We start from the raw sequence: 18,819 nt of genomic DNA on the forward strand, positions 1-18,819 counted from the left end.
AGGCGGGCAGGGCGGTTGCGCTTCAGCTTCCGGTGCTGCCGCCGTTCGGCGCGCCCGACGTATCGTGCGCCCGCTGCGCGGGACTCGCGACGAAGCCGAACGTCGCCGGCACGTCGGCACGGGCGAGACTGCCGAGCGGCAGCGTGCGCCCGTCGCGCCAGCGCAGCACGGGCGGCGTCGCGTCGAAGTCCGCGTGATCGGCGAACAGGCCGAGGTCGTGGTCGTGCAACGCCGCGATGCGCGGCGGCGTGCCGGGCGCGCGCAACAGCACGCCGCCCGCATCGTCGAGCCATGCGGCGTCCGGCTCGAACGGCGCGCCGGTCTGGTCGGCCAGCGTGAGCTGCCCGTCGCGCTCGGCCAGGCGCACGACCCACGGCGTATAGGCGAGCTCGACGTACACGCGTTGCGGCCCGTTCTGGAAGAACCACTGGCCGTGCGCATCGCATTCGTAGTTGCGCCCGATGAACGCGTTCAGCGCCGCATGCCGGACCGGCGAGCCGAGCTCGCCGGCGGCCTGCGCGGCGTCGTCGCGCAGCCGCCATTCGCCGCGCCGGTCGAGCAGCAGCCAGCCGGTGCAGTGCGGCACGTTCGGCCACTTGGCGAGGGCCTGCCTGACGATGTCATCCATGGTCGACGAATTTCGAGCAATAGCCGAACACCCGCGCCGACAGCCAGTCGAGGCGGCCGGGGAACGGCCCGGTCATGAATCCCGCATGGCCGCCGTCCGCCGGCTGGTCGAGCTCGACGGCCGGCGACACGTCGGCGGCGCTCGGCAGCGCGGATTCGGGCAGGAACGGATCGTTGCGGGCGTTGAGGATCAAGGTGGGCACGTCGATCGCGGGCAGCAGCGGGCGCGTCGTGGCCTGGGTCCAGTAGTCGTCGGCGTCGGCGAAGCCGTGCAGCGGTGCGGTCACGACTTCGTCGAAGTCGCGCATCGTCACGGCCCGCAGCATCGCGTCGCGGTCGAACAGCCCCGGATACTGGTCGAGCTTCGCGAGCGCCTTGCGTTTCAGCGTCTTCAGGAAGCTGCGCGTATAGACCATCGCGAAGCCCTGCGACAGCGCGCGGCCGCCCGCGTGCACGTCGATCGGCGTCGAGATCGCGGCGGCCGCGTGCACGATCGACGTGTCGCTGCGGTGCTCGCCGAGCCAGCGCAGCAGCACGTTGCCGCCGAGCGACACGCCGGCCGCGACGATCGGCCCGCGATGCCGCGCGGCGAGCCGGCGCAGGATCCAGTCGACCTCGGCGCTGTCGGCGAGATGGTAGAAGCGCGGCTGCCGGTTGAGCTCGCCGCTGCAGCTGCGAAAGTGCGGGACGACCGCGTGCCAGCCCTTCGCGCGCGCGGCGGCCATCATTGCCAGCGCGTAGTGCGAGCCGGAACTGCCTTCGAGGCCGTGGAACAGCACGAACAGCGGCGCGTCGGGCGGCGGCGCGGCACTGTCGAGATGCGCGACCCAGTCGAGATCGATGAAGTCGTGGTCGGGGGTTTCCCATCGCTCGCGTCGGTACGCGACCGCCGGACGCCGTGCGAACAGCGCGGGCACGATGGTTTGGGCATGGCTGTTCGGCAGCCAGCGCGGTGCGCGATAGCGCAGTGAATCGTCGTCGGGGGCCGGGGCCCCGGTCAGCGGCGAGGTGGGCGGAGAAGCCGTACTCATGATCGCCCCGCTAATGCGTTGCTTCGTTCTTCGTCAGTGCAGCGGACCCTGCCCGTGACGGATCTTCGCGGCGAATTGTCCGGCCGCTTGTTCGGGAATCGGGCTCGCGTGAATATGCGCGATGCGCCACTCGCCGCGTTCGTGAATCATCACGTACGTGGCGAAAACCATGTCGGGTTCGGCCGTCAGGTCGGCCTGCTGATGCGCTTCGGCGATCGTGTAGACGACGGTGCCGAGGCTGTCGTATACGCGGATGTCGAGCGGTTCGATCGTCACGGGGCGCGTCGCGAGCCGGTTGGCCAGCCCGCTGCGGATCTGGTCGAGGCCGTGCAGATGCTCGCCGTCGGCCCAGACGCAGCTGGCGAAGTCCTCGTCGATCCACAACCCCAGCAGCGCGTCGAGATTGGCATCGGCGACGGCCTGGTAGTAGGCGTTCAGCGTATCGGCAGCGGCTTCGAAAAGGCGGGCAAAACGTGGCATCGGGGTTATCTCTCGCGCGCGTCGCGCGCCGTATTCAGCACGGCGGCCCGGATGGAGCCGCCGTACACCGGTGAATCGGATTGCCCGGCGCGTCGTGCGACGCTGCCGGCCAGGGTCAGCGCTGCCCGACGAGCATGCCGCGCAAATCGCCGAATACCTGCTCGGGACCGAGTTCGCGCAGGCACTTCAGATGGCCGAGCGGGCACTCGCGTTCGAAGCAGGGACTGCATTCGAGATGCAGCCATTGTACCTTCGCCAGGTCAGACAGCGGAGGAGTGTGGCGCGGATCGGTCGATCCGTACAGCGCGACGAGCGGCCGGCGCAACGCGGCCGCGACGTGCATCAGCCCCGAATCGTTGGTCACGACCGCGTTCGCGCGCGCGATCAGCGCACATGCCTCGGACAGCGACGTCTGCCCGCACAGGTTGCGCACGTTCGGCGCGTGGTCGGCGATCGCCTGCGCGGCGGCGGCATCCTTCTGCGAGCCGAGCGCGACGATCTGCGTGTACGGGAACGACTGGTGGACGATCGTCGCGAGCGTCGCGAAATGCTCGGGCGGCCAGCGCTTGGCCGGGCCGTATTCCGCGCCGGGGCAGAACACGACGAGCGGCTTGCGCGTATCGAGATTGAAACGCGCGGACACGCGCGCCGTCTCGTTCAGGTCGGCGTCGAGGCGCGGCGCGGGCAGCGTCTTCATCGACTCGGGCAGCTTCGCGCCCGGCGCATACGCGAGCGCCGCGTAGTGGGTCGTCATCGGCGCTCGCTCGGCCGACTTGTCCGGGTTCGCGTGCCGCACGTTCAGCAGGCCGTAGCGGTGCTCGCCCGTGTAGCCGATCCGCAGCGGGATGTTCGCGAGCCACGGGATCACCGCGGACTTCAGCGAATTCGGCAGCACGTACGCCGCGTCGTAGCCGACGTCGCGCAGGTCGCTCGCGAGCTGCCAGCGGCGCAGCAGCTGCAGCTTGCCGTGCGCGAGGTCGGTCGCGTAGACATCGTGGATCTCGGGCATCCGCTCGAGCACGGGCGCGACCCAGGTGGGCGCGACGGCATCGATCGCGATGCGGGGATGGAGCTTCTTCAGCAGCGCAAAAAGCGGCTGCGCCATCAATGCGTCACCGATCCAGTTCGGTGCGATAACCAGCGCTCGACGCATCAGGTCGACTTCCGATGTCGTAATGAAGCACGGTGCACAGGCACCGCGTTCGGGTTGTCAGAACAGGAAAAGGGCGGCGCGCCGGGATTCCGGCTGCGCCGCCTTGCGTGCGGCGGGCCCACGGGCCCGGCCGGCCGGGGCTCAGTGGCCCTTGACCACCTCGCCGTCGCGCAGCTTGTAGCGCGTGCCGCAGTACGGGCAGCGCGCCTCGCCGTGCGACACGTCGATGAACACGCGCGGGTGCGCGCTCCAGCGCGCCATGGCCGGGTTCGGGCAGTAGGCGGGGAGATCCTTGGCCGTCAGCTCGACCAGCGGCATTTCCTTGATTTCGCTCATGAGACTTTCTCTTATCACTCTTTTGTGGGGCGGTCGGTGGCGCAGCGCACTCAGACCTTCGTCAGCCAGTGCGCGTACTTCGCGTTCTTGCCCGACACGATATCGAAAAACGCCGACTGGAGCTTTTCCGTGACCGGGCCGCGCGCGCCGCTGCCGATCGTGCGGTTGTCGAGTTCGCGGATCGGCGTGACTTCGGCGGCCGTGCCCGTGAAGAACGCCTCGTCGGCCGTGTAGACCTCGTCGCGCGTGATGCGCTTCTCGATCACCTCGATGCCGGCGTCCTTCGCGAGCGTGATGACCGTGTCGCGCGTGATGCCGTCGAGGCACGACGACAGGTCGGGCGTGTACAGCTTGCCGTTGTTCACCAGGAAGAAGTTCTCGCCGGAGCCTTCCGACACGTAGCCGTCGACGTCGAGCAGCAGCGCTTCGTCGTAGCCGTCGGCGGTCGCTTCCTGGTTCGCGAGGATCGAGTTCACGTACCAGCCCGACGCCTTCGCGCGCACCATCGACACGTTCACGTGGTGGCGCGTGAACGACGACGTCTTCACGCGGATGCCCTTCGCGAGGCCTTCCTCGCCGAGGTACGCGCCCCACGGCCATGCGGCGATCGCGACGTGGATCGTGTTGCCCTTCGCCGACACGCCGAGCTTTTCCGAGCCGACCCAGATGATCGGGCGCAGGTAGCACGACTCGAGCTTGTTCTCGCGCACGACTTCGAGTTGAGCGGCTTCGAGCGTTTCCCGGTCGAACGGCACGTCCATCTGGAAGATCTTCGCCGAATTCAGCAGACGTTTGGTGTGCTCGCGCAGACGGAAGATCGCGGTGTTGCCGTCGGCCGTCTTGTACGCACGCACGCCCTCGAAGACGCCCATGCCGTAGTGCAGCGTATGGGTCAGGACGTGGATCTTGGCGTCGCGCCAGTCGATCAGCTTGCCGTCCATCCAGATCTTGCCGTCGCGGTCGGCCATTGACATAGGATTCTCCTGGAAGCGGTGAGGTGCTGCGGGTTGTGTGCAGCGTTGAGCCGGAAAGACGCATATTTTAGCGTCATTTGGCGTCGAGCCGGTCGGTCGGCCGAGGGCCGGGGCTATAATCGTCCGGCACCGATTCCAACGACGACGGGCCGTGCCGGCGGGAGACGCCGGAGCCCGGACGAACCGCCCGCTGCGGCCCGCCTTCCCATGCTCGCTCGATTGTCCGCCACCGACCGCTTCGCGCTGATCCAGGGCGCGCGCGACTATTCCCCGACCCTGATGGCGATCCTGTCCTGGGGGCTCGTCACCGGCGTCGCGATGAGCAAGTCGGTGATGACGCTCGGGCAGGCGAGCGCGATGTCGATCTTCGTCTACGCGGGCTCGTCGCAGCTCGCGGTGCTGCCGCTCCTCGTCGCGAAGCTGCCGATCTGGACGATCCTGCTCACGGCCACGATGGTCAACCTGCGCTTCGTGATCTTCAGCGCCGGGCTTGCTCCCCATTTTTCCTACCTGCCGCTGTGGCGGCGCCTCGCGATCGGCTATTTCAACGGCGACGTGATCTACCTGCTGTTCCAGAAACAGGGCTTCGCGAACGGCTACGTGCCGGGCAAGGAGGCGTATTTCTGGGGGATGGCGCTCGCGAGCTGGGCGTCGTGGCAGGCGTCGTCGCTCGCCGGCATCCTGCTCGCGAGCTTCGTTCCCGCGAGCTGGGGGCTGGAGCTGGCCGGCACGCTCGCGCTGATCCCGATCATGGTGTCGGCGGTCGCGAACCGCTCGACGCTCGCGGCCGTCGCGGTCGCCGGCATCGTGTCGCTCGTCGCGTTCGACCTGCCGTACCGGCTCGCGCTGCCGATCGCGGTGCTGGCCGCGCTCGCGGCCGGCAGCATGGCCGATTTCTTCGTCGAACGGGCCGACTGGCGGCGCATCCGTACCGAAACCGTGCACGAGAAGGAGATCGAATGAGCGCGACCGAGATCTGGATCGTGATCGTCGGGATGACGGTCGTCACGGCCGTCACGCGCGCGCTGTTCCTGCTCGGCGGCGAACGCACCGTGCTGCCCGAGCGCGCCCAGCGCGCGCTGCGCTATGCGCCGGCCGCCGCGCTCGTCGCGGTCGTGCTGCCCGACGTGCTCGAAACGCCGGCCGGGCTGTCGTTCGCGCTGTCCAACCATCCGTTCTACGCGGCGCTCGCCGGCCTCGGCTGGTTCTTGTGGCGGCGCAGCATGCTCGGTACGATCATCGTCGGGATGCTCGTCTTCACCGTACTGCGCCTGATCTTCTGACGAATCGCCGCGCCGGCCGGCCGGGGCCGGCCGCTGGCGCGCGCACATTGCTGCGTTGCGGCAATGTGTCGACGGCCACGCGCGATCCCAAATAGGCGGAATTCGCCGCCGCACGGGTCAGTCTGCCGGATGGATCGGCTAGAATGCCCGTTCGAGATTTTTTACCCGTGCGCGTCATGCGAACCGCCAGCCACGGCCGCATCCGGCGCCCTTTCGCGGCAGCCCGCGCACGTCCAGCGTGAACCCCCTTTCCCCATCCACTACTTCAATCTGTTCAACATGAGCCAAGTCAAGCGTCTTACCGACCTGATCGCCGCCGGCCAGCTCGCCGGCAAGCGGGTGTTCATCCGCGCCGACCTGAACGTCCCGCAGGACGATCACGGCAACATCACCGAAGACACGCGCGTGCGCGCGTCCGTGCCGGCCATCCAGGCCGCGCTCGACGCCGGCGCGGCCGTGATGGTCACGTCGCACCTCGGTCGTCCGACCGAAGGCGAATTCAAGCCGGAAGACTCGCTCGCGCCGGTCGCGAAGCGTCTCGCCGAACTGCTCGGCCGCGACGTGCCGCTCGTCTCGAACTGGGTCGAGAACGGCGTGAACGTCGCGCCGGGCCAGGTCGTGCTGCTCGAGAACTGCCGCGTGAACAAGGGCGAGAAGAAGAATTCGGACGAGCTCGCCCAGAAGATGGCGAAGCTCTGCGACGTGTACGTGAACGACGCGTTCGGCACCGCGCACCGCGCGGAAGCGACCACCCACGGGATCGCGAAGTACGCGCCCGTCGCGTGCGCGGGCCCGCTGCTGGCCGCCGAACTCGACGCGCTCGGCAAGGCGCTCGGCAATCCGGCGCGTCCGCTGGTCGCGATCGTCGCCGGTTCCAAGGTGTCGACCAAGCTGACCATTCTCAAGTCGCTGGCCGGCAAGGTCGACCAGCTGATCGTCGGCGGCGGCATCGCGAACACGTTCATGCTCGCGGCCGGCCTGTCGATCGGCAAGTCGCTCGCGGAAGCCGATCTCGTCGCCGAGGCGAAGGCGATCATCGACGAGGCGCGCGAGCGCGGCGCGTCGGTGCCGATCCCGAGCGACGTCGTCACCGCCAAGGAATTCTCGCCGACGGCAGCAGCCACGGTGAAGCAGGTCGCCGACATCGAAGCGGACGACATGATCCTCGACATCGGCCCGGATACGGCCCGCGCGCTCGCCAGCCAGCTCGAGAAGGCCGGCACGATCGTGTGGAACGGCCCGGTCGGCGTGTTTGAGTTCGACCAGTTCGGCAACGGCACCAAGACGCTCGCCGAAGCGATCGCCAAATCGTCCGCGTTCTCGATCGCGGGCGGCGGCGACACGCTCGCGGCCATCGCGAAGTACGGCATCCACGACCAGGTCAGCTACATCTCGACGGGCGGCGGCGCCTTCCTCGAGTTCCTCGAGGGGAAGAAGCTGCCGGCGGTGGAAGTGCTCGAAACGCGGGCGGCCTGAGCGTGGTGGCGCGCGCAGGGGTGACGAAGGCCGCGCGCTCCGCGAAAGCGGAGCAGCCGGCCGGCGCGGGCAAGCGCAAACGCGCGCCCGCGCGGGCGAACTCAACCCCGCGCGCACCGGCGGCCGCCGGCGACGCGGCCATGCAGCACCACGAGATTCAGAACAAAGCGATGCCGGGCGCAAGCACCGGCACGCCCCCCGGAACGGCCGCCGCTGGGCTCGCCGATTCCGGCTCTCGCAGCGTTTCACCCAGCGCATCCACCTTGATCCAGATGAGGAGTTTCATGCAGCGCGCCACCAAGATAGTCGCCACGATCGGCCCGGCTTCCAGTTCGCCGGAGATTCTGCTGCAGATGATGCAGGCGGGCCTCGACGTCGTGCGGCTCAATTTTTCGCACGGCACGGCCGACGATCACCGCCAGCGCGCCGAGATGGTGCGCGAGGCCGCCCGCAGGGTCGGCCGCGAGATCGCGATCATGGCCGACCTCCAGGGCCCGAAGATCCGCGTCGGCAAGTTCGAGAACGGCAAGACGACGCTCGTGCCGGGCCAGGCCTTCATCCTCGACGCGGGCTGCGAGCTCGGCAACGACGAGCGGGTCGGCCTCGACTACAAGGAGCTGCCGCGCGACCTGAAGCCGGGCGACCTGCTGCTGCTGAACGACGGCCTGATCGTGCTGACCGTCGAGCGCGTGCTCGGCGACGAGATTCACACGATCGTCAAGGTGGGCGGCGAGCTGTCGAACAACAAGGGGATCAACCGCCAGGGCGGCGGCCTGTCGGCGCCCGCGCTGACCGCGAAGGACATGGAAGACATCCGCACGGCGATGTCGCTCGGCGCGGATCTCGTCGCGGTGTCGTTCCCGAAGAACGCGACTGACATGGAAATGGCGCGCCAGCTCGCGAACATCGCGGGCGCGCCGTACGGCATCAAGCCGAAGATGATCGCGAAGATCGAGCGCGCGGAGGCGATTCCGGCGCTGCAGAGCATCCTCGACGCGTCCGACGGCATCATGGTCGCGCGCGGCGACCTCGCGGTGGAAGTCGGCAACGCGGCCGTGCCGGCGCTGCAGAAGCGCATGATCCGGATGGCGCGCGAGTCGAACAAGCTCGTGATCACCGCGACGCAGATGATGGAATCGATGATCCACGCGCCCGTGCCGACCCGCGCGGAAGTGTCGGACGTCGCGAACGCGGTGCTCGACGGCACCGACGCGGTGATGCTGTCCGCCGAGACGGCCGCCGGCAAGTACCCGGTCGTCACGATCGAGACGATGGCGGCCGTGTGCGTCGAGGCGGAAAAGTCGGAACACGTCGAACTCGACAAGGATTTCCTCGACCGCACGTTCACGCGGATCGACCAGTCGATCGCGATGGGCGCGTTGTTTACCGCCTATCACCTGGGTGCGAAGGCGATCGTCGCGCTGACCGAATCGGGCGCGACCGCGCTGTGGATGTCGCGTCACTACACGCACGTGCCGATCTTCGCGCTGACGCCGCGCGTCGGCAGCGAGCGCACGATGGCGCTGTACCGGAACGTGACGCCGCTGCACGTCGACTTCAACAGCGACCGCGACTCGGCGCTGCAGGCGGCGCTCGAGATCGTCGTCAAGCAGGGCTACGTGCAGCACGGCGACATGGTCGTGCTGACCGTCGGCGAGCCGATGGGGCAGGCGGGCGGCACCAACACGCTGAAGATCGTGCGGGTCGGCGAACATTATTGAGCGCCGGCGTGCACCGGGCCGGTCCGTCGACCGGTCCGACGGCCGCCCGAACTGATCGGGCACCGTTTATTCGACGAAAGCCGCGCGGGGTTCGATGCCCCGCGCGGCTTTTTTTCTGTTTTTTGGCCGCATTGTGCCGTGCGAAGGTAACAAAATGCGAGTACGCGCCACCGGGCGGTCGGAATCGGAGGCGCTTCGCGATAAAATGCGGCTATTCGACGCTCAGCCGCGCCGTGCCGCCCCGGATTCGACGGGGAGCGAGCGCCGCGCCGGCGTCAGGGCGCACCGGTTTTCATTCCAAGGAGTTCCACAATGCCTCTCGTATCAATGCGTCAATTGCTGGACCACGCGGCAGAGCACGGTTACGGCCTGCCGGCCTTCAACGTGAACAACCTGGAGCAGGTCCAGGCGATCATGGCGGCAGCGGACCAGGTCGGCGCGCCCGTGATCATGCAGGCATCGGCCGGTGCGCGTAAGTACGCGGGCGAGCCGTTCCTGCGCCACCTGATCGAAGCGGCGGTCGAGTCGTATCCGCACATCCCGGTCGTGATGCACCAGGATCACGGCCAGTCGCCGGCGGTCTGCACGGCCGCGATCCGCAGCGGTTTCACCAGCGTGATGATGGACGGTTCGCTCGAAGCCGACGGCAAGACGGTCGCCTCGTACGAATACAACGTCGACGTGTCGCGCAAGGTCGTCGAGATGGCGCACTCGATCGGCGTGACGGTCGAAGCCGAACTCGGCGTGCTCGGCTCGCTCGAGACGATGAAGGGCGACAAGGAAGACGGCCACGGCGCGGAAGGCACGATGACCCGCGAGCAGCTGCTGACCGATCCGGAGCAGGCCGCCGACTTCGTGAAGCTCACGCAGTGCGACGCGCTCGCGATCGCGATCGGTACCTCGCACGGCGCGTACAAGTTCTCGAAGAAGCCGACGGGCGACATCCTGTCGATCCAGCGCATCAAGGAAATCCACGCACGCATCCCGAACACGCACCTGGTGATGCACGGTTCGTCGTCGGTGCCGCAGGAACTGCTGGCCGAGATCCGCGAATTCGGCGGCGACATGAAGGAAACCTACGGCGTGCCGGTCGAGGAAATCCAGGAAGGCATCAAGCACGGCGTGCGCAAGATCAACATCGACACCGACCTGCGTCTCGCGATCACCGGCGCGATCCGCCGCTACCTGTTCGAGAACCCGGGCAAGTTCGATCCGCGCGACTACCTGAAGCCCGCGCGCGAAGCGGCGAAGCAGGTCTGCGTCGACCGCTACCTCGCGTTCGGCTGCGAAGGCCAGGCCGCGAAGATCAAGCCGGTGTCGCTCGACAAGATCGCCGAACAGTACAAGTCCGGCGCGCTCGCGCAGGTCGTGCGCTGAGACTGTAGTACGATTGCCCCGCCCGGTTTCGCGCCGGGCCGGGGCTGACTGCCTTGGGGCCGGATCGGATCCGGCTCCGGCAGCCGTTCCGTCCGGCCGAACAAGGGCCGGCCGGCAACCGACGGGCGTGATCTCCCGGCGGTTCGCCGACGCATTGCAAGACCGCCGTTCCCGCCTGCCGCGGGGAACGGCGTTTCCCTTTTTGTTTGGCTCCTTATCTGCGAAAAGACGATGTCTACCCTTTACGAATCCACGCTCCGCTCGCTGCCGCTCCTCGGTCGCGGCAAGGTCCGCGACAACTACGCGGTCGGCAACGACAAGCTCCTGATCGTCACGACCGACCGCCTGTCGGCATTCGACGTGATCATGGGCGAGCCGATTCCGAACAAGGGCCGCGTGCTGAACCAGATGGCGAATTTCTGGTTCGACAAGCTCGCGCACATCGTGCCGAACCACCTGACGGGCGACGCGCCGGAAGCGGTCGTCGCGGCCGACGAGGTCGAGCAGGTCAAGGGCCGCGCCGTGGTCGTCAAGCGCCTCGAGCCGATCATGATCGAGGCTGTCGTGCGCGGCTACCTGGCCGGCAGCGGCTGGAAGGAATACCAGGCGTCGGGCGCCGTGTGCGGCGTCAAGCTGCCGGAAGGCCTGCAGAACGCGCAGAAGCTGCCCGAGCCGATCTTCACGCCGGCCGCGAAGGCCGAGCTCGGCGAGCATGACGAGAACATCACGTTCGAGGAAACCGAGCGCCGCATCGGCACCGAGCTGGCCGCGACGATCCGCGACATCTCGATCCGCCTGTACAAGGAAGCAGCCGACTACGCGGCGACGCGCGGCATCATCATCGCCGACACGAAGTTCGAATTCGGCCTCGACAACCACGGCAAGCTGTACCTGATGGACGAAGTGCTGACGGCCGATTCGTCGCGCTTCTGGCCGGCCGACCAGTACCAGGTCGGCACCAACCCGCCGTCGTTCGACAAGCAGTTCGTGCGCGACTGGCTCGAGGCGCAGCCGTGGGGCAAGACCGCGCCGGCACCGGCACTGCCGGCCGACGTCGTCGAGAAGACGGCCGCGAAGTACCAGGAAGCGCTCGAGCGCATCACCGGCCAGCCGCTCGCCTGAACGAAGGAACGCACGAAATGAGTGAAGTCCAGACTGCCCACACGCACAGCGCGCCGCTCGTCGGCGTGCTGATGGGTTCGAGTTCCGACTGGGACGTGATGAAGAACGCGGTCGCGATCCTGCAGGAATTCGGCGTGCCGTACGAAGCGAAGGTCGTGTCCGCGCACCGGATGCCCGACGAGATGTTCGACTACGCGGAGAAGGCGCGCGAGCGCGGGCTGCGCGCGATCATCGCGGGCGCCGGCGGTGCCGCGCACCTGCCCGGCATGCTGGCCGCGAAAACCACGGTGCCGGTGCTCGGCGTACCGGTCGCGAGCAAGTACCTGAAGGGCGTCGATTCGCTGCACTCGATCGTGCAGATGCCGAAGGGCGTGCCGGTCGCGACGTTCGCGATCGGCGAGGCCGGCGCCGCGAATGCCGCGCTGTTCGCGGTGTCGATCCTGTCCGGTAACTCGGTCGACTACGCGAACCGGCTCGCCGCGTTCCGCGTGCGCCAGAACGAAGCCGCGCACGCGATGGTGCTGCCGCCGCTCGCGTGACGGCGCACCGGCGGCCGCACTGCGATGCCAGCGGCCGCCTGATCCTCCCCACTGCGGCGGGCGTTGCTCGCCGCGACCGACCACTGACATGACCGCAACTCCTGATTCCGTTTCCCCGATCCTGCCCGGCGCGTGGCTGGGCATGGTCGGCGGCGGCCAGCTCGGCCGCATGTTCTGCTTTGCCGCCCAGTCGATGGGCTATCGCGTCGCCGTGCTCGATCCCGATCCGACGAGCCCCGCCGGCGCGGTCGCCGACCGTCACCTGCGCGCGGCCTACGACGACGAAGCCGCGCTCGCCGAACTCGCCGAACTGTGCGATGCCGTGTCGACGGAATTCGAGAACGTGCCGGCCGCGAGCCTCGATTTCCTCGCGCGCACGACGTTCGTCGCGCCGGCCGGCCGCTGCGTCGCGGTCGCACAGGACCGGATCGCGGAGAAGCGTTTCATCGAGGCGTCGGGCGTGCCGGTCGCGCCGCACGTCGTGATCGAATCGGCGGCGGCGCTCGCCGCGCTCGACGATGCCGCGCTCGACGCGGTGCTGCCGGGCATCCTGAAGACGGCGCGCCTCGGCTATGACGGCAAGGGCCAGGTGCGCGTGAGCACCGCGCGGGAAGCGCGCGACGCGCATGCGTCGCTCGGCGGCGTGCCGTGCGTGCTCGAGAAGCGCCTGCCGCTGAAATACGAAGTGTCCGCGCTGATCGCGCGCGGCGCGGACGGCCGCTCGGCCGCGTTCCCGCTCGCGCAGAACGTGCATCACAACGGCATCCTCGCGCTGACGGTCGTGCCGGCGCCGGCCGCCGATGCCGCGCGCGTCGAGGAGGCGCAGCAGGCAGCCGTGCGGATCGCCGATACGCTCGGCTACGTCGGCGTGCTGTGCGTCGAATTCTTCGTGCTGGAAGACGGCTCGTTCGTCGCGAACGAAATGGCGCCGCGCCCGCACAACTCCGGCCACTACACGGTCGATGCGTGCGCAACGAGCCAGTTCGAGCAGCAGGTGCGCGCGATGACGCGCATGCCGCTCGGCAACCCGCGCCAGCACTCGCCGGCGGCGATGCTGAACATCCTCGGCGACGTGTGGTTCCCGAACGGTGCGGCCGAGGCCGTCACGCCGCCGTGGGACACGGTTGCCGCGATGCCGGCCGCGCACCTGCACCTGTACGGCAAGGAAGAAGCGCGCGTCGGCCGCAAGATGGGTCACGTGAACTTCACGGCCGAGACGCGCGACGACGCGGTTGCCGCGGCCACCGCGTGCGCGCAGCTGCTGCGCGTGCCGCTCGACTGAGGCACCGGCCGATGTCCATCGATCTCCCGAACACCGTGACGCCCGCGCAGATCGACGCGGCTGCCGCGCTGCTCGACGCGGGGCAACTCGTCGCATTCCCGACCGAAACCGTGTACGGGCTCGGCGGCGACGCGGCGAATCCCGAGGCCGTCGCGCGCATCTATGCGGCGAAAGGGCGGCCGGCGAACCACCCGGTGATCGTGCATCTGCCGCCCGGCGGCGACCCGGGCTACTGGGCCGACGACCTGCCGGCCGATGCACAGGCGCTGATCGATGCATTCTGGCCGGGCCCGCTGACGCTGATCCTGAAGCGTCATGCGCGCATTCCGGATGCCGTGAGCGGCGGCCAGGATTCGGTCGGCCTGCGCTGTCCGTCGCATCCGGTCGCGCAGGCGCTGCTGGCCGCGTTCAGCGCGCGGCGCGGCGGCCACGGCGGCGTCGCCGCGCCGTCCGCGAACCGCTTCGGCCACGTGAGCCCGACTACCGCTCAGCATGTGCGCGAAGAATTCGGCGACACCGTGCACGTGCTCGACGGCGGTCCGTCGGAAGTCGGCATCGAATCGACGATCCTCGACCTGTCGCGCGGCTTTCCGGCGCTGCTGCGCCCGGGCCACGTGACGCCGCAGCAGATCGCCGACGTGCTCGGCCGCGCGCCGCGCCTGCCCGACGGCAGCGATGCGACCGCGCCGCGTGCGTCCGGCACGCTGAAGGCGCATTACGCGCCGCGCACGCCGCTCGCGCTGCTGCCGTTCGACGCGCTCGAGCCGCTGCTCGCGGCCGCGCAGACCGACGGCGAACGCGTCGCGCTCGTCGCGCGCGCGTCGCGCGCGGGACGCTGGGCGCAGGCCGACGGCGTGCATTTCGTCGCGGCGCCGGAAGATCCGCAGGCGTATGCGCGCGATCTGTACGGGATGCTGCGCGCGCTCGATCGGGCGCAGGTCGCCCGCATTCTCGTCGAGAAGCTGCCCGAGACCGTCGAGTGGATCGCGGTCAACGATCGTCTCGGTCGTGCGGCCGCGGCGTTCGAAGCGCGCGACTGACGCGGCTTTCCGACGCCGTCCGCTCCGGAATGAAATAACGCCCGACCGGCGAACCGGTCGGGCGTTCTTGTTTGCGCGCGTGGCGGGCGGCTTATTTGCCGACGCCCGAAGCCGCGATCTGCTTCTCCACGAACTGTGCGAACAGCGCGTGCAGGCGCGTCGTCGGGTGGACCATGTCGGCGAACATGTAGGTCTGGTCCGCGTTGGCGGTCGTGTAGGTCTGCGGCGAGCAGAACAGCGACTGGCCGAATGCCGATGGGTTCGCGACGCCGTACTGCGTCGCTGCGGCGACCATCGCCTTCAGGTTGCACGCGGTGTCGGTGTTCGACACGCTGAAGCCGTTCGCCTGGTAGTTGGCCGCGATGCCGTCCTGCCACGTGAACGTGTCGAGCAACGCGACCTTCGTCGTGTCGACCTTCAGCGCAGCCAGCGTGCCGGCGAGCGTCTGGTTGAACAGCCCCGACAGTTGCGTGAACGCGGCCTGCGTCTGCGCGCCGCCCTGCAGCGCGAGCGGCGTGCCGCCGATGTCCGGCACGTTCGACACGTACACGTGCGCCGCGCCCGCCGCGACGATCTGCTGGACGATCCCGCCGAGCTGTTGCGCGGCCAGGCCGATCGCCTGCGCCGCCGCGAGTTGCGCGGCCGGCGTGTTGCCTTGCGCCTGCGCGACCTGCGCCTGGTAGAAGATGTCGTTCGCGCCGCCGTTGACCAGCACGATCTGGCCGGCGTTGAAGCTGCCGTGCTGCGTCAGGTACTGCTTGACCTGATCGGCGATCGGCGTCGTGGTCGCCTGCGCGTAGTCGGCGTTCGGCACGCTCGCGTCCGCGTGGCCGATGCCCGGCTGCAGCGTCACGCGCGAGCCGCCCTGTGCATAGCCGAGGCCGCCCGTCGCCTGCAGCGGAATGCCGAAGCCGCCCTGGTTCGCGGGCTGCAGCGTGTCGCCGTAGTACTGCGCGACGTCCTGGGTCCACACCTGGCCGGGGTTGGTCGTGAAGCGGCCGCCGCCGAAGCCGAGCTTGATCTGCGAGTAGGTGCCGGCGTCCGACAGGCTGTCGCCGAACGACACGATCTGCATTTTCACGCCGGACGGCGGCGTGTTCGACGCGCTGCTGCTGTTGTTGTCGTCACCGCCGCCGCACGCGGCGAGCAGGGCGAGCGCGGCGCCCGCGATCGCGACCTGCGCGGTGCGCAGCAGGCGTTGACGGTTGCGCGACGGGAATTGTCGTTGTGACTGCATCGTTCGATCTCCTCGTAGATATGGCCCGATGTATTTCTCATCTGCCGCGCGTCTCCTCAGGTACTGGCTGCGCGGCGGCCGTTGGCTGAAGCGGTTTATTGGTCGCGCGCGGCCGCGAGCGGCGTGGTGCGCGGATCGTGGTTTGCGGCCTCGGCGATCTGCGCATGATAAGCGCTCGCCCATTCGGGCGGGCCGAAAATCGCGCGCAGCTTGTTGCGCCATCCATGGACGCGCAACGCGTCGGCCGCCATCGACACCCACTCGTGAAACGTCGCGACGAGCGGGTTGTTCGAGCCGAGCGGCTCGACGATTCCGAATTGCGGCGGATCGTCGGTCGACTCCTCGACGTAGCTGCCGAACAGGCGATCCCAGATCACGAGCACACCTGCGTAATTGCGGTCGATGTAGCGCGGGTTGCGTGCATGGTGCGCGCGATGGATCGACGGCGTGTTGAGCACGTATTCGAGCCAGCCGAGCTTGCCGATCGCCTGCGTATGCACGAAGAACTGGAACGCGAGGTTGATCAGCACGACGCCGACGATCTGCTGCGGCGGAAAGCCGAGGAACGCGAGCGGCAGCCAGAACGCCCACATGCCCGCGACGGGATACATCAGGCTCTGCCGGAACGCGGTCGAGAAATTCAACCGCTCGGACGAGTGGTGCACGACGTGCGCGGCCCACAGCCAGCGCACGCGATGGCTCGCGCGATGGAACCCGTAGTAGAGGAGATCCTGGCCGACGAACAGCACGGCGAACGACAGCCAGCCGTCGTGCCACGTGAACAGCCGGAAATGTGCATAGCAGTACGCATAAACGGGGATCACGAACAGCCACGCGAGCTTGTCGGCGGCCTGGTGCATCAGCGCGAGCGCCGCATTGCACAGCGTGTCGCGCCACGCATAGAGATGATCCTGCGCGCGCGTGCGGGCGAGGTGCCAGGCCTCCCACGCGATGCAGAGCAGGAAGACGGGCGCCAGCGCGAGCAGAAGCAATTCGACGTCGAATCGCATGGACGTGTCTCCTCCTTTCCCCTGCAAGCCGTGAGGCCGGGCGTATGGCCCGTTGTAGATATCGGTCAGGCCAACAGCCTACGCAATCGGCACGCGCTAGGCGAGGGGGCAGCGTAGAGGGTTCCCTCTGAGCGGCCCAAACCGGTCGCTTCGCGCCAGGCCGCCGAGGGGGCGTCCTGCGGGGCGGAAAACCTGGGGGCGGCCCGGCGTTTTCTTGAGGACAGGGTTTCTACGGAATCCATGCGGAACGGGGCCGCGCGGTGCGGCCCCGTTTCATGGGCACGGCTGGCGGGCGCTGCGCGGCGCGCCGGCGGCCGGGACCGTTTCAAACCGCGCGGCGAGAACGCCCGGGGTGCGGGGCGCCCCGACATGTGGCGCCGCCCGCGATCGACGCAAGCCGGCAGCGCGGCATGCGTGCGCCGCGTCGCGGCGCGTGCGTCGTCAGTGCGCGCCCGCGTAGATCCATTCGAGCAGCGTGTCGTGCGCGGCACGCGCGCCTTCGGCGCGATCGTCGTTGATGAAGCTGACGACGACGTAGCTCTGGCCGTCGGCGCCCGCGACGTAGCCCGCGATCGCGCGCACGTCGCGCAGCGTGCCGGTCTTGATGTGCGCGTTGCCGAGCACGCCCGCGTTGGTGAGACGGTTCTTCATCGTGCCGTCGATGCCGGCGATCGGCAGCGAATCGATGAACGCCTGCGCGACGGGGCTTGCGTTCGCGGCCTGCAGCAGCGCGGCGAGCGACTGCGCGCTCACCTGTTCTTCGCGCGACAGGCCCGAGCCGTTCTCGAGGTCGAGGTCGGGCATCGCGATCCCGCTCTTCTGCAGGAACGCGCGAATCGCGCGGCTCGACTGCTCGGGCGTCGCGGGCGGCTTGCCGGCGACCGCGCCGATCGTCAGGAACAGGTTGCGCGCCATCACGTTGTTGCTGAACTTGTTGATGTCGTAGACGATGCTGCCGAGCACGGGGCTGTGATGGACCGCGAGCGGCCGTGCGGTGGTCGGCACCTTGCCTTCGCTGACGGGGCCCGCGATCGTGCCGCCGTCCTGCTGCCACAGCGCGAGGAAGCCGCGTGCGAAGAACGTCGTGTGATCGAGGATCGCGAGGTTCGTGGTGTGCGCGCCGCAGCGCAGCGGATAGTCGCCGGCGAACGAGGCGGTCATGATGCCGCCGCCGCCGGCCGACAACGTCGGACGCGCGGCCGCGGCCGCCGCGCCGCACGACCCGGTGCCTTCGACCAGCTGGTTGTCGATCGACAGGTTCGCGAGCGGCGGCAGCACGTCGACGGCGATCTTGCCGTCGTCGCCCGGCGTCACCGTGAACGATACGGCCTTGAACGCATACAGCAGCGGATCGGGGCCGACGTTGTACGGCGCGCTCACGTCGTCGTCGAACGACGGCAGGTCGCGTGTCGACGCGGCGAAATAGCTCTTGTCGAGCACGAGGCCGCCGGCCACGCGCTTGATGCCGGCCTTGCGCAACTTGTCGACGAGGTCGATCAGTTCCTCGGGTACGAGCTTCGGATCGCCGGTGCCCTTGATGTAGAGGTTGCCCTGCAGCGTGCCGTCCGGATCGACCGGGCCGTCCGCATACGCGGTGGTGCGCCAGCGGAAGTCGGGGCCGAGGATCGACAGCCCCGAGAAGGTCGTGACGAGCTTCATCGTCGACGCCGGCATCATCGGCCGGCTCGCGTTCCACGCGATCAGCGGCTCGGGATCGCCGACGCGCTCGACGACGACGCTCATCGCCGAGGCAGGCACCTTCGCGCGCTGCAGTGCGACGAGCACGGACGCCGGCAGGCCGGCCGCCCGCGCGGCGGGCGACACCACGGCGGTCTTGCGCGCTTCCTTGTGGGACTTCTTGCGGGCCTGGGCGGACGGTGCGAACGCAAGGGCCGTGCAGGTGGCGACGACGGCGGCCGCCCGCAGGAAGGGGCGGGCGCGGGGGGCGAACCGGGCGGAAAAATCGGAAATCGGCATGGGCGAATACGGGAAAAGCATCGGGCTCGGGCAGGGCGCGCGCGGCGCCGGAGCGCACATTGTAGAGACAAGTGCGCACACGCCCCTTGCAATCCGCCTTTCTGTTGCATTGCAGGCGGCGCACGCGATTCGCGGCGCTACAATGGTCGCCATG

The 18,819-nt window shown here is 68.7% G+C and carries 19 protein-coding genes; 9 read left to right on the forward strand and 10 right to left on the reverse strand.

What is annotated here, in order from left to right:
- Window positions 1–22: 22 nt before the first annotated feature.
- The 6 genes from PL79_RS15075 to PL79_RS15100 all read right to left on the reverse strand — a co-directional run bounded on the left by PL79_RS15075 (window position 23) and on the right by PL79_RS15100 (window position 4,601).
- Window positions 23–628 carry a DUF2946 family protein gene (locus tag PL79_RS15075; RefSeq protein ID WP_044844511.1) on the reverse strand — a complete coding sequence of 202 codons (606 nt, stop codon included), beginning with the start codon at window positions 626–628 and terminating at the stop codon, window positions 23–25.
- A complete protein-coding gene (locus PL79_RS15080) occupies window positions 621–1,658 on the reverse strand; it encodes a hydrolase (protein ID WP_044844510.1) in 1,038 nt (345 codons plus the stop codon). Before PL79_RS15080 ends, PL79_RS15075 begins: the two co-directional genes overlap by 8 nt.
- Window positions 1,659–1,691: 33 nt before the next feature.
- Window positions 1,692–2,138 carry a nuclear transport factor 2 family protein gene (locus tag PL79_RS15085; protein WP_006749968.1) on the reverse strand — a complete coding sequence of 149 codons (447 nt, stop codon included), beginning with the start codon at window positions 2,136–2,138 and terminating at the stop codon, window positions 1,692–1,694.
- Window positions 2,139–2,253: 115 nt separating this feature from the next.
- Entirely contained in the window at window positions 2,254–3,291 is a 1,038-nt protein-coding gene (waaF, locus tag PL79_RS15090) for a lipopolysaccharide heptosyltransferase II (RefSeq protein WP_044844509.1), read from the reverse strand.
- Window positions 3,292–3,432: 141 nt separating this feature from the next.
- Window positions 3,433–3,627 carry a zinc-finger domain-containing protein gene (locus PL79_RS15095; protein ID WP_006749970.1) on the reverse strand — a complete coding sequence of 65 codons (195 nt, stop codon included), beginning with the start codon at window positions 3,625–3,627 and terminating at the stop codon, window positions 3,433–3,435.
- Window positions 3,628–3,677: 50 nt separating this feature from the next.
- The gene (locus PL79_RS15100; RefSeq protein ID WP_044844508.1) at window positions 3,678–4,601 is read right to left on the reverse strand and encodes a branched-chain amino acid transaminase; all 924 of its coding nucleotides are present in this window, start codon (window positions 4,599–4,601) and stop codon (window positions 3,678–3,680) included.
- Window positions 4,602–4,808: 207 nt separating this feature from the next.
- Between PL79_RS15100 and PL79_RS15105 the strand changes: the two genes are divergently transcribed.
- The 3 genes from PL79_RS15105 to PL79_RS15115 all read left to right on the forward strand — a co-directional run bounded on the left by PL79_RS15105 (window position 4,809) and on the right by PL79_RS15115 (window position 7,360).
- Complete coding sequence (locus tag PL79_RS15105) at window positions 4,809–5,564, forward strand: AzlC family ABC transporter permease (protein ID WP_044844507.1); 756 nt, start codon at window positions 4,809–4,811, stop codon at window positions 5,562–5,564.
- Window positions 5,561–5,884 carry an AzlD domain-containing protein gene (locus tag PL79_RS15110; RefSeq protein ID WP_044844506.1) on the forward strand — a complete coding sequence of 108 codons (324 nt, stop codon included), beginning with the start codon at window positions 5,561–5,563 and terminating at the stop codon, window positions 5,882–5,884. The genes PL79_RS15105 and PL79_RS15110 overlap by 4 nt, the downstream gene beginning before the upstream one ends.
- Before the next feature lie 279 nt (window positions 5,885–6,163).
- Window positions 6,164–7,360: a phosphoglycerate kinase gene (locus PL79_RS15115; protein ID WP_044844505.1), complete on the forward strand. Its 1,197-nt coding sequence runs from the start codon at window positions 6,164–6,166 to the stop codon at window positions 7,358–7,360.
- A gap of 157 nt (window positions 7,361–7,517) precedes the next feature.
- On the opposite strand, the gene PL79_RS36895 is transcribed toward PL79_RS15115, so the two are convergent.
- Entirely contained in the window at window positions 7,518–7,646 is a 129-nt protein-coding gene (locus PL79_RS36895) for a hypothetical protein (RefSeq protein ID WP_257773798.1), read from the reverse strand.
- Between PL79_RS36895 and pyk the strand changes: the two genes are divergently transcribed.
- The 6 genes from pyk to PL79_RS15145 all read left to right on the forward strand — a co-directional run bounded on the left by pyk (window position 7,645) and on the right by PL79_RS15145 (window position 14,441).
- Window positions 7,645–9,081 carry a pyruvate kinase gene (gene pyk, locus PL79_RS15120; RefSeq protein WP_044844504.1) on the forward strand — a complete coding sequence of 479 codons (1,437 nt, stop codon included), beginning with the start codon at window positions 7,645–7,647 and terminating at the stop codon, window positions 9,079–9,081. The genes PL79_RS36895 and pyk overlap by 2 nt on opposite strands.
- Window positions 9,082–9,393: 312 nt before the next feature.
- Window positions 9,394–10,458 carry a class II fructose-bisphosphate aldolase gene (gene fba, locus PL79_RS15125; protein ID WP_044844503.1) on the forward strand — a complete coding sequence of 355 codons (1,065 nt, stop codon included), beginning with the start codon at window positions 9,394–9,396 and terminating at the stop codon, window positions 10,456–10,458.
- A gap of 231 nt (window positions 10,459–10,689) precedes the next feature.
- A complete protein-coding gene (locus PL79_RS15130; RefSeq protein WP_044844502.1) occupies window positions 10,690–11,580 on the forward strand; it encodes a phosphoribosylaminoimidazolesuccinocarboxamide synthase in 891 nt (296 codons plus the stop codon).
- Window positions 11,581–11,597: 17 nt separating this feature from the next.
- A complete protein-coding gene (gene purE / locus PL79_RS15135) occupies window positions 11,598–12,119 on the forward strand; it encodes a 5-(carboxyamino)imidazole ribonucleotide mutase (protein WP_044844501.1) in 522 nt (173 codons plus the stop codon).
- 88 nt (window positions 12,120–12,207) lie between these two features.
- A complete protein-coding gene (locus tag PL79_RS15140) occupies window positions 12,208–13,401 on the forward strand; it encodes a 5-(carboxyamino)imidazole ribonucleotide synthase (RefSeq protein WP_044844500.1) in 1,194 nt (397 codons plus the stop codon).
- 11 nt (window positions 13,402–13,412) lie between these two features.
- Entirely contained in the window at window positions 13,413–14,441 is a 1,029-nt protein-coding gene (locus PL79_RS15145; RefSeq protein WP_044844499.1) for an L-threonylcarbamoyladenylate synthase, read from the forward strand.
- A gap of 91 nt (window positions 14,442–14,532) precedes the next feature.
- On the opposite strand, the gene PL79_RS15150 is transcribed toward PL79_RS15145, so the two are convergent.
- From PL79_RS15150 to dacB, 3 genes are all read right to left on the reverse strand, one after another.
- Window positions 14,533–15,678: an SGNH/GDSL hydrolase family protein gene (locus PL79_RS15150; RefSeq protein ID WP_044844498.1), complete on the reverse strand. Its 1,146-nt coding sequence runs from the start codon at window positions 15,676–15,678 to the stop codon at window positions 14,533–14,535.
- Window positions 15,679–15,773: 95 nt separating this feature from the next.
- On the reverse strand, window positions 15,774–16,688 hold the full coding sequence (locus tag PL79_RS15155) for a sterol desaturase family protein (RefSeq protein ID WP_044844497.1): 915 nt from the start codon (window positions 16,686–16,688) through the stop codon (window positions 15,774–15,776).
- A gap of 441 nt (window positions 16,689–17,129) precedes the next feature.
- Entirely contained in the window at window positions 17,130–18,665 is a 1,536-nt protein-coding gene (gene dacB / locus PL79_RS15160; RefSeq protein ID WP_044844496.1) for a D-alanyl-D-alanine carboxypeptidase/D-alanyl-D-alanine endopeptidase, read from the reverse strand.
- Window positions 18,666–18,819: the final 154 nt, after the last annotated feature.

The sequence above is a fragment of the Burkholderia sp. USMB20 genome (assembly GCF_000949135.2).
Taxonomy (GTDB): domain Bacteria; phylum Pseudomonadota; class Gammaproteobacteria; order Burkholderiales; family Burkholderiaceae; genus Burkholderia.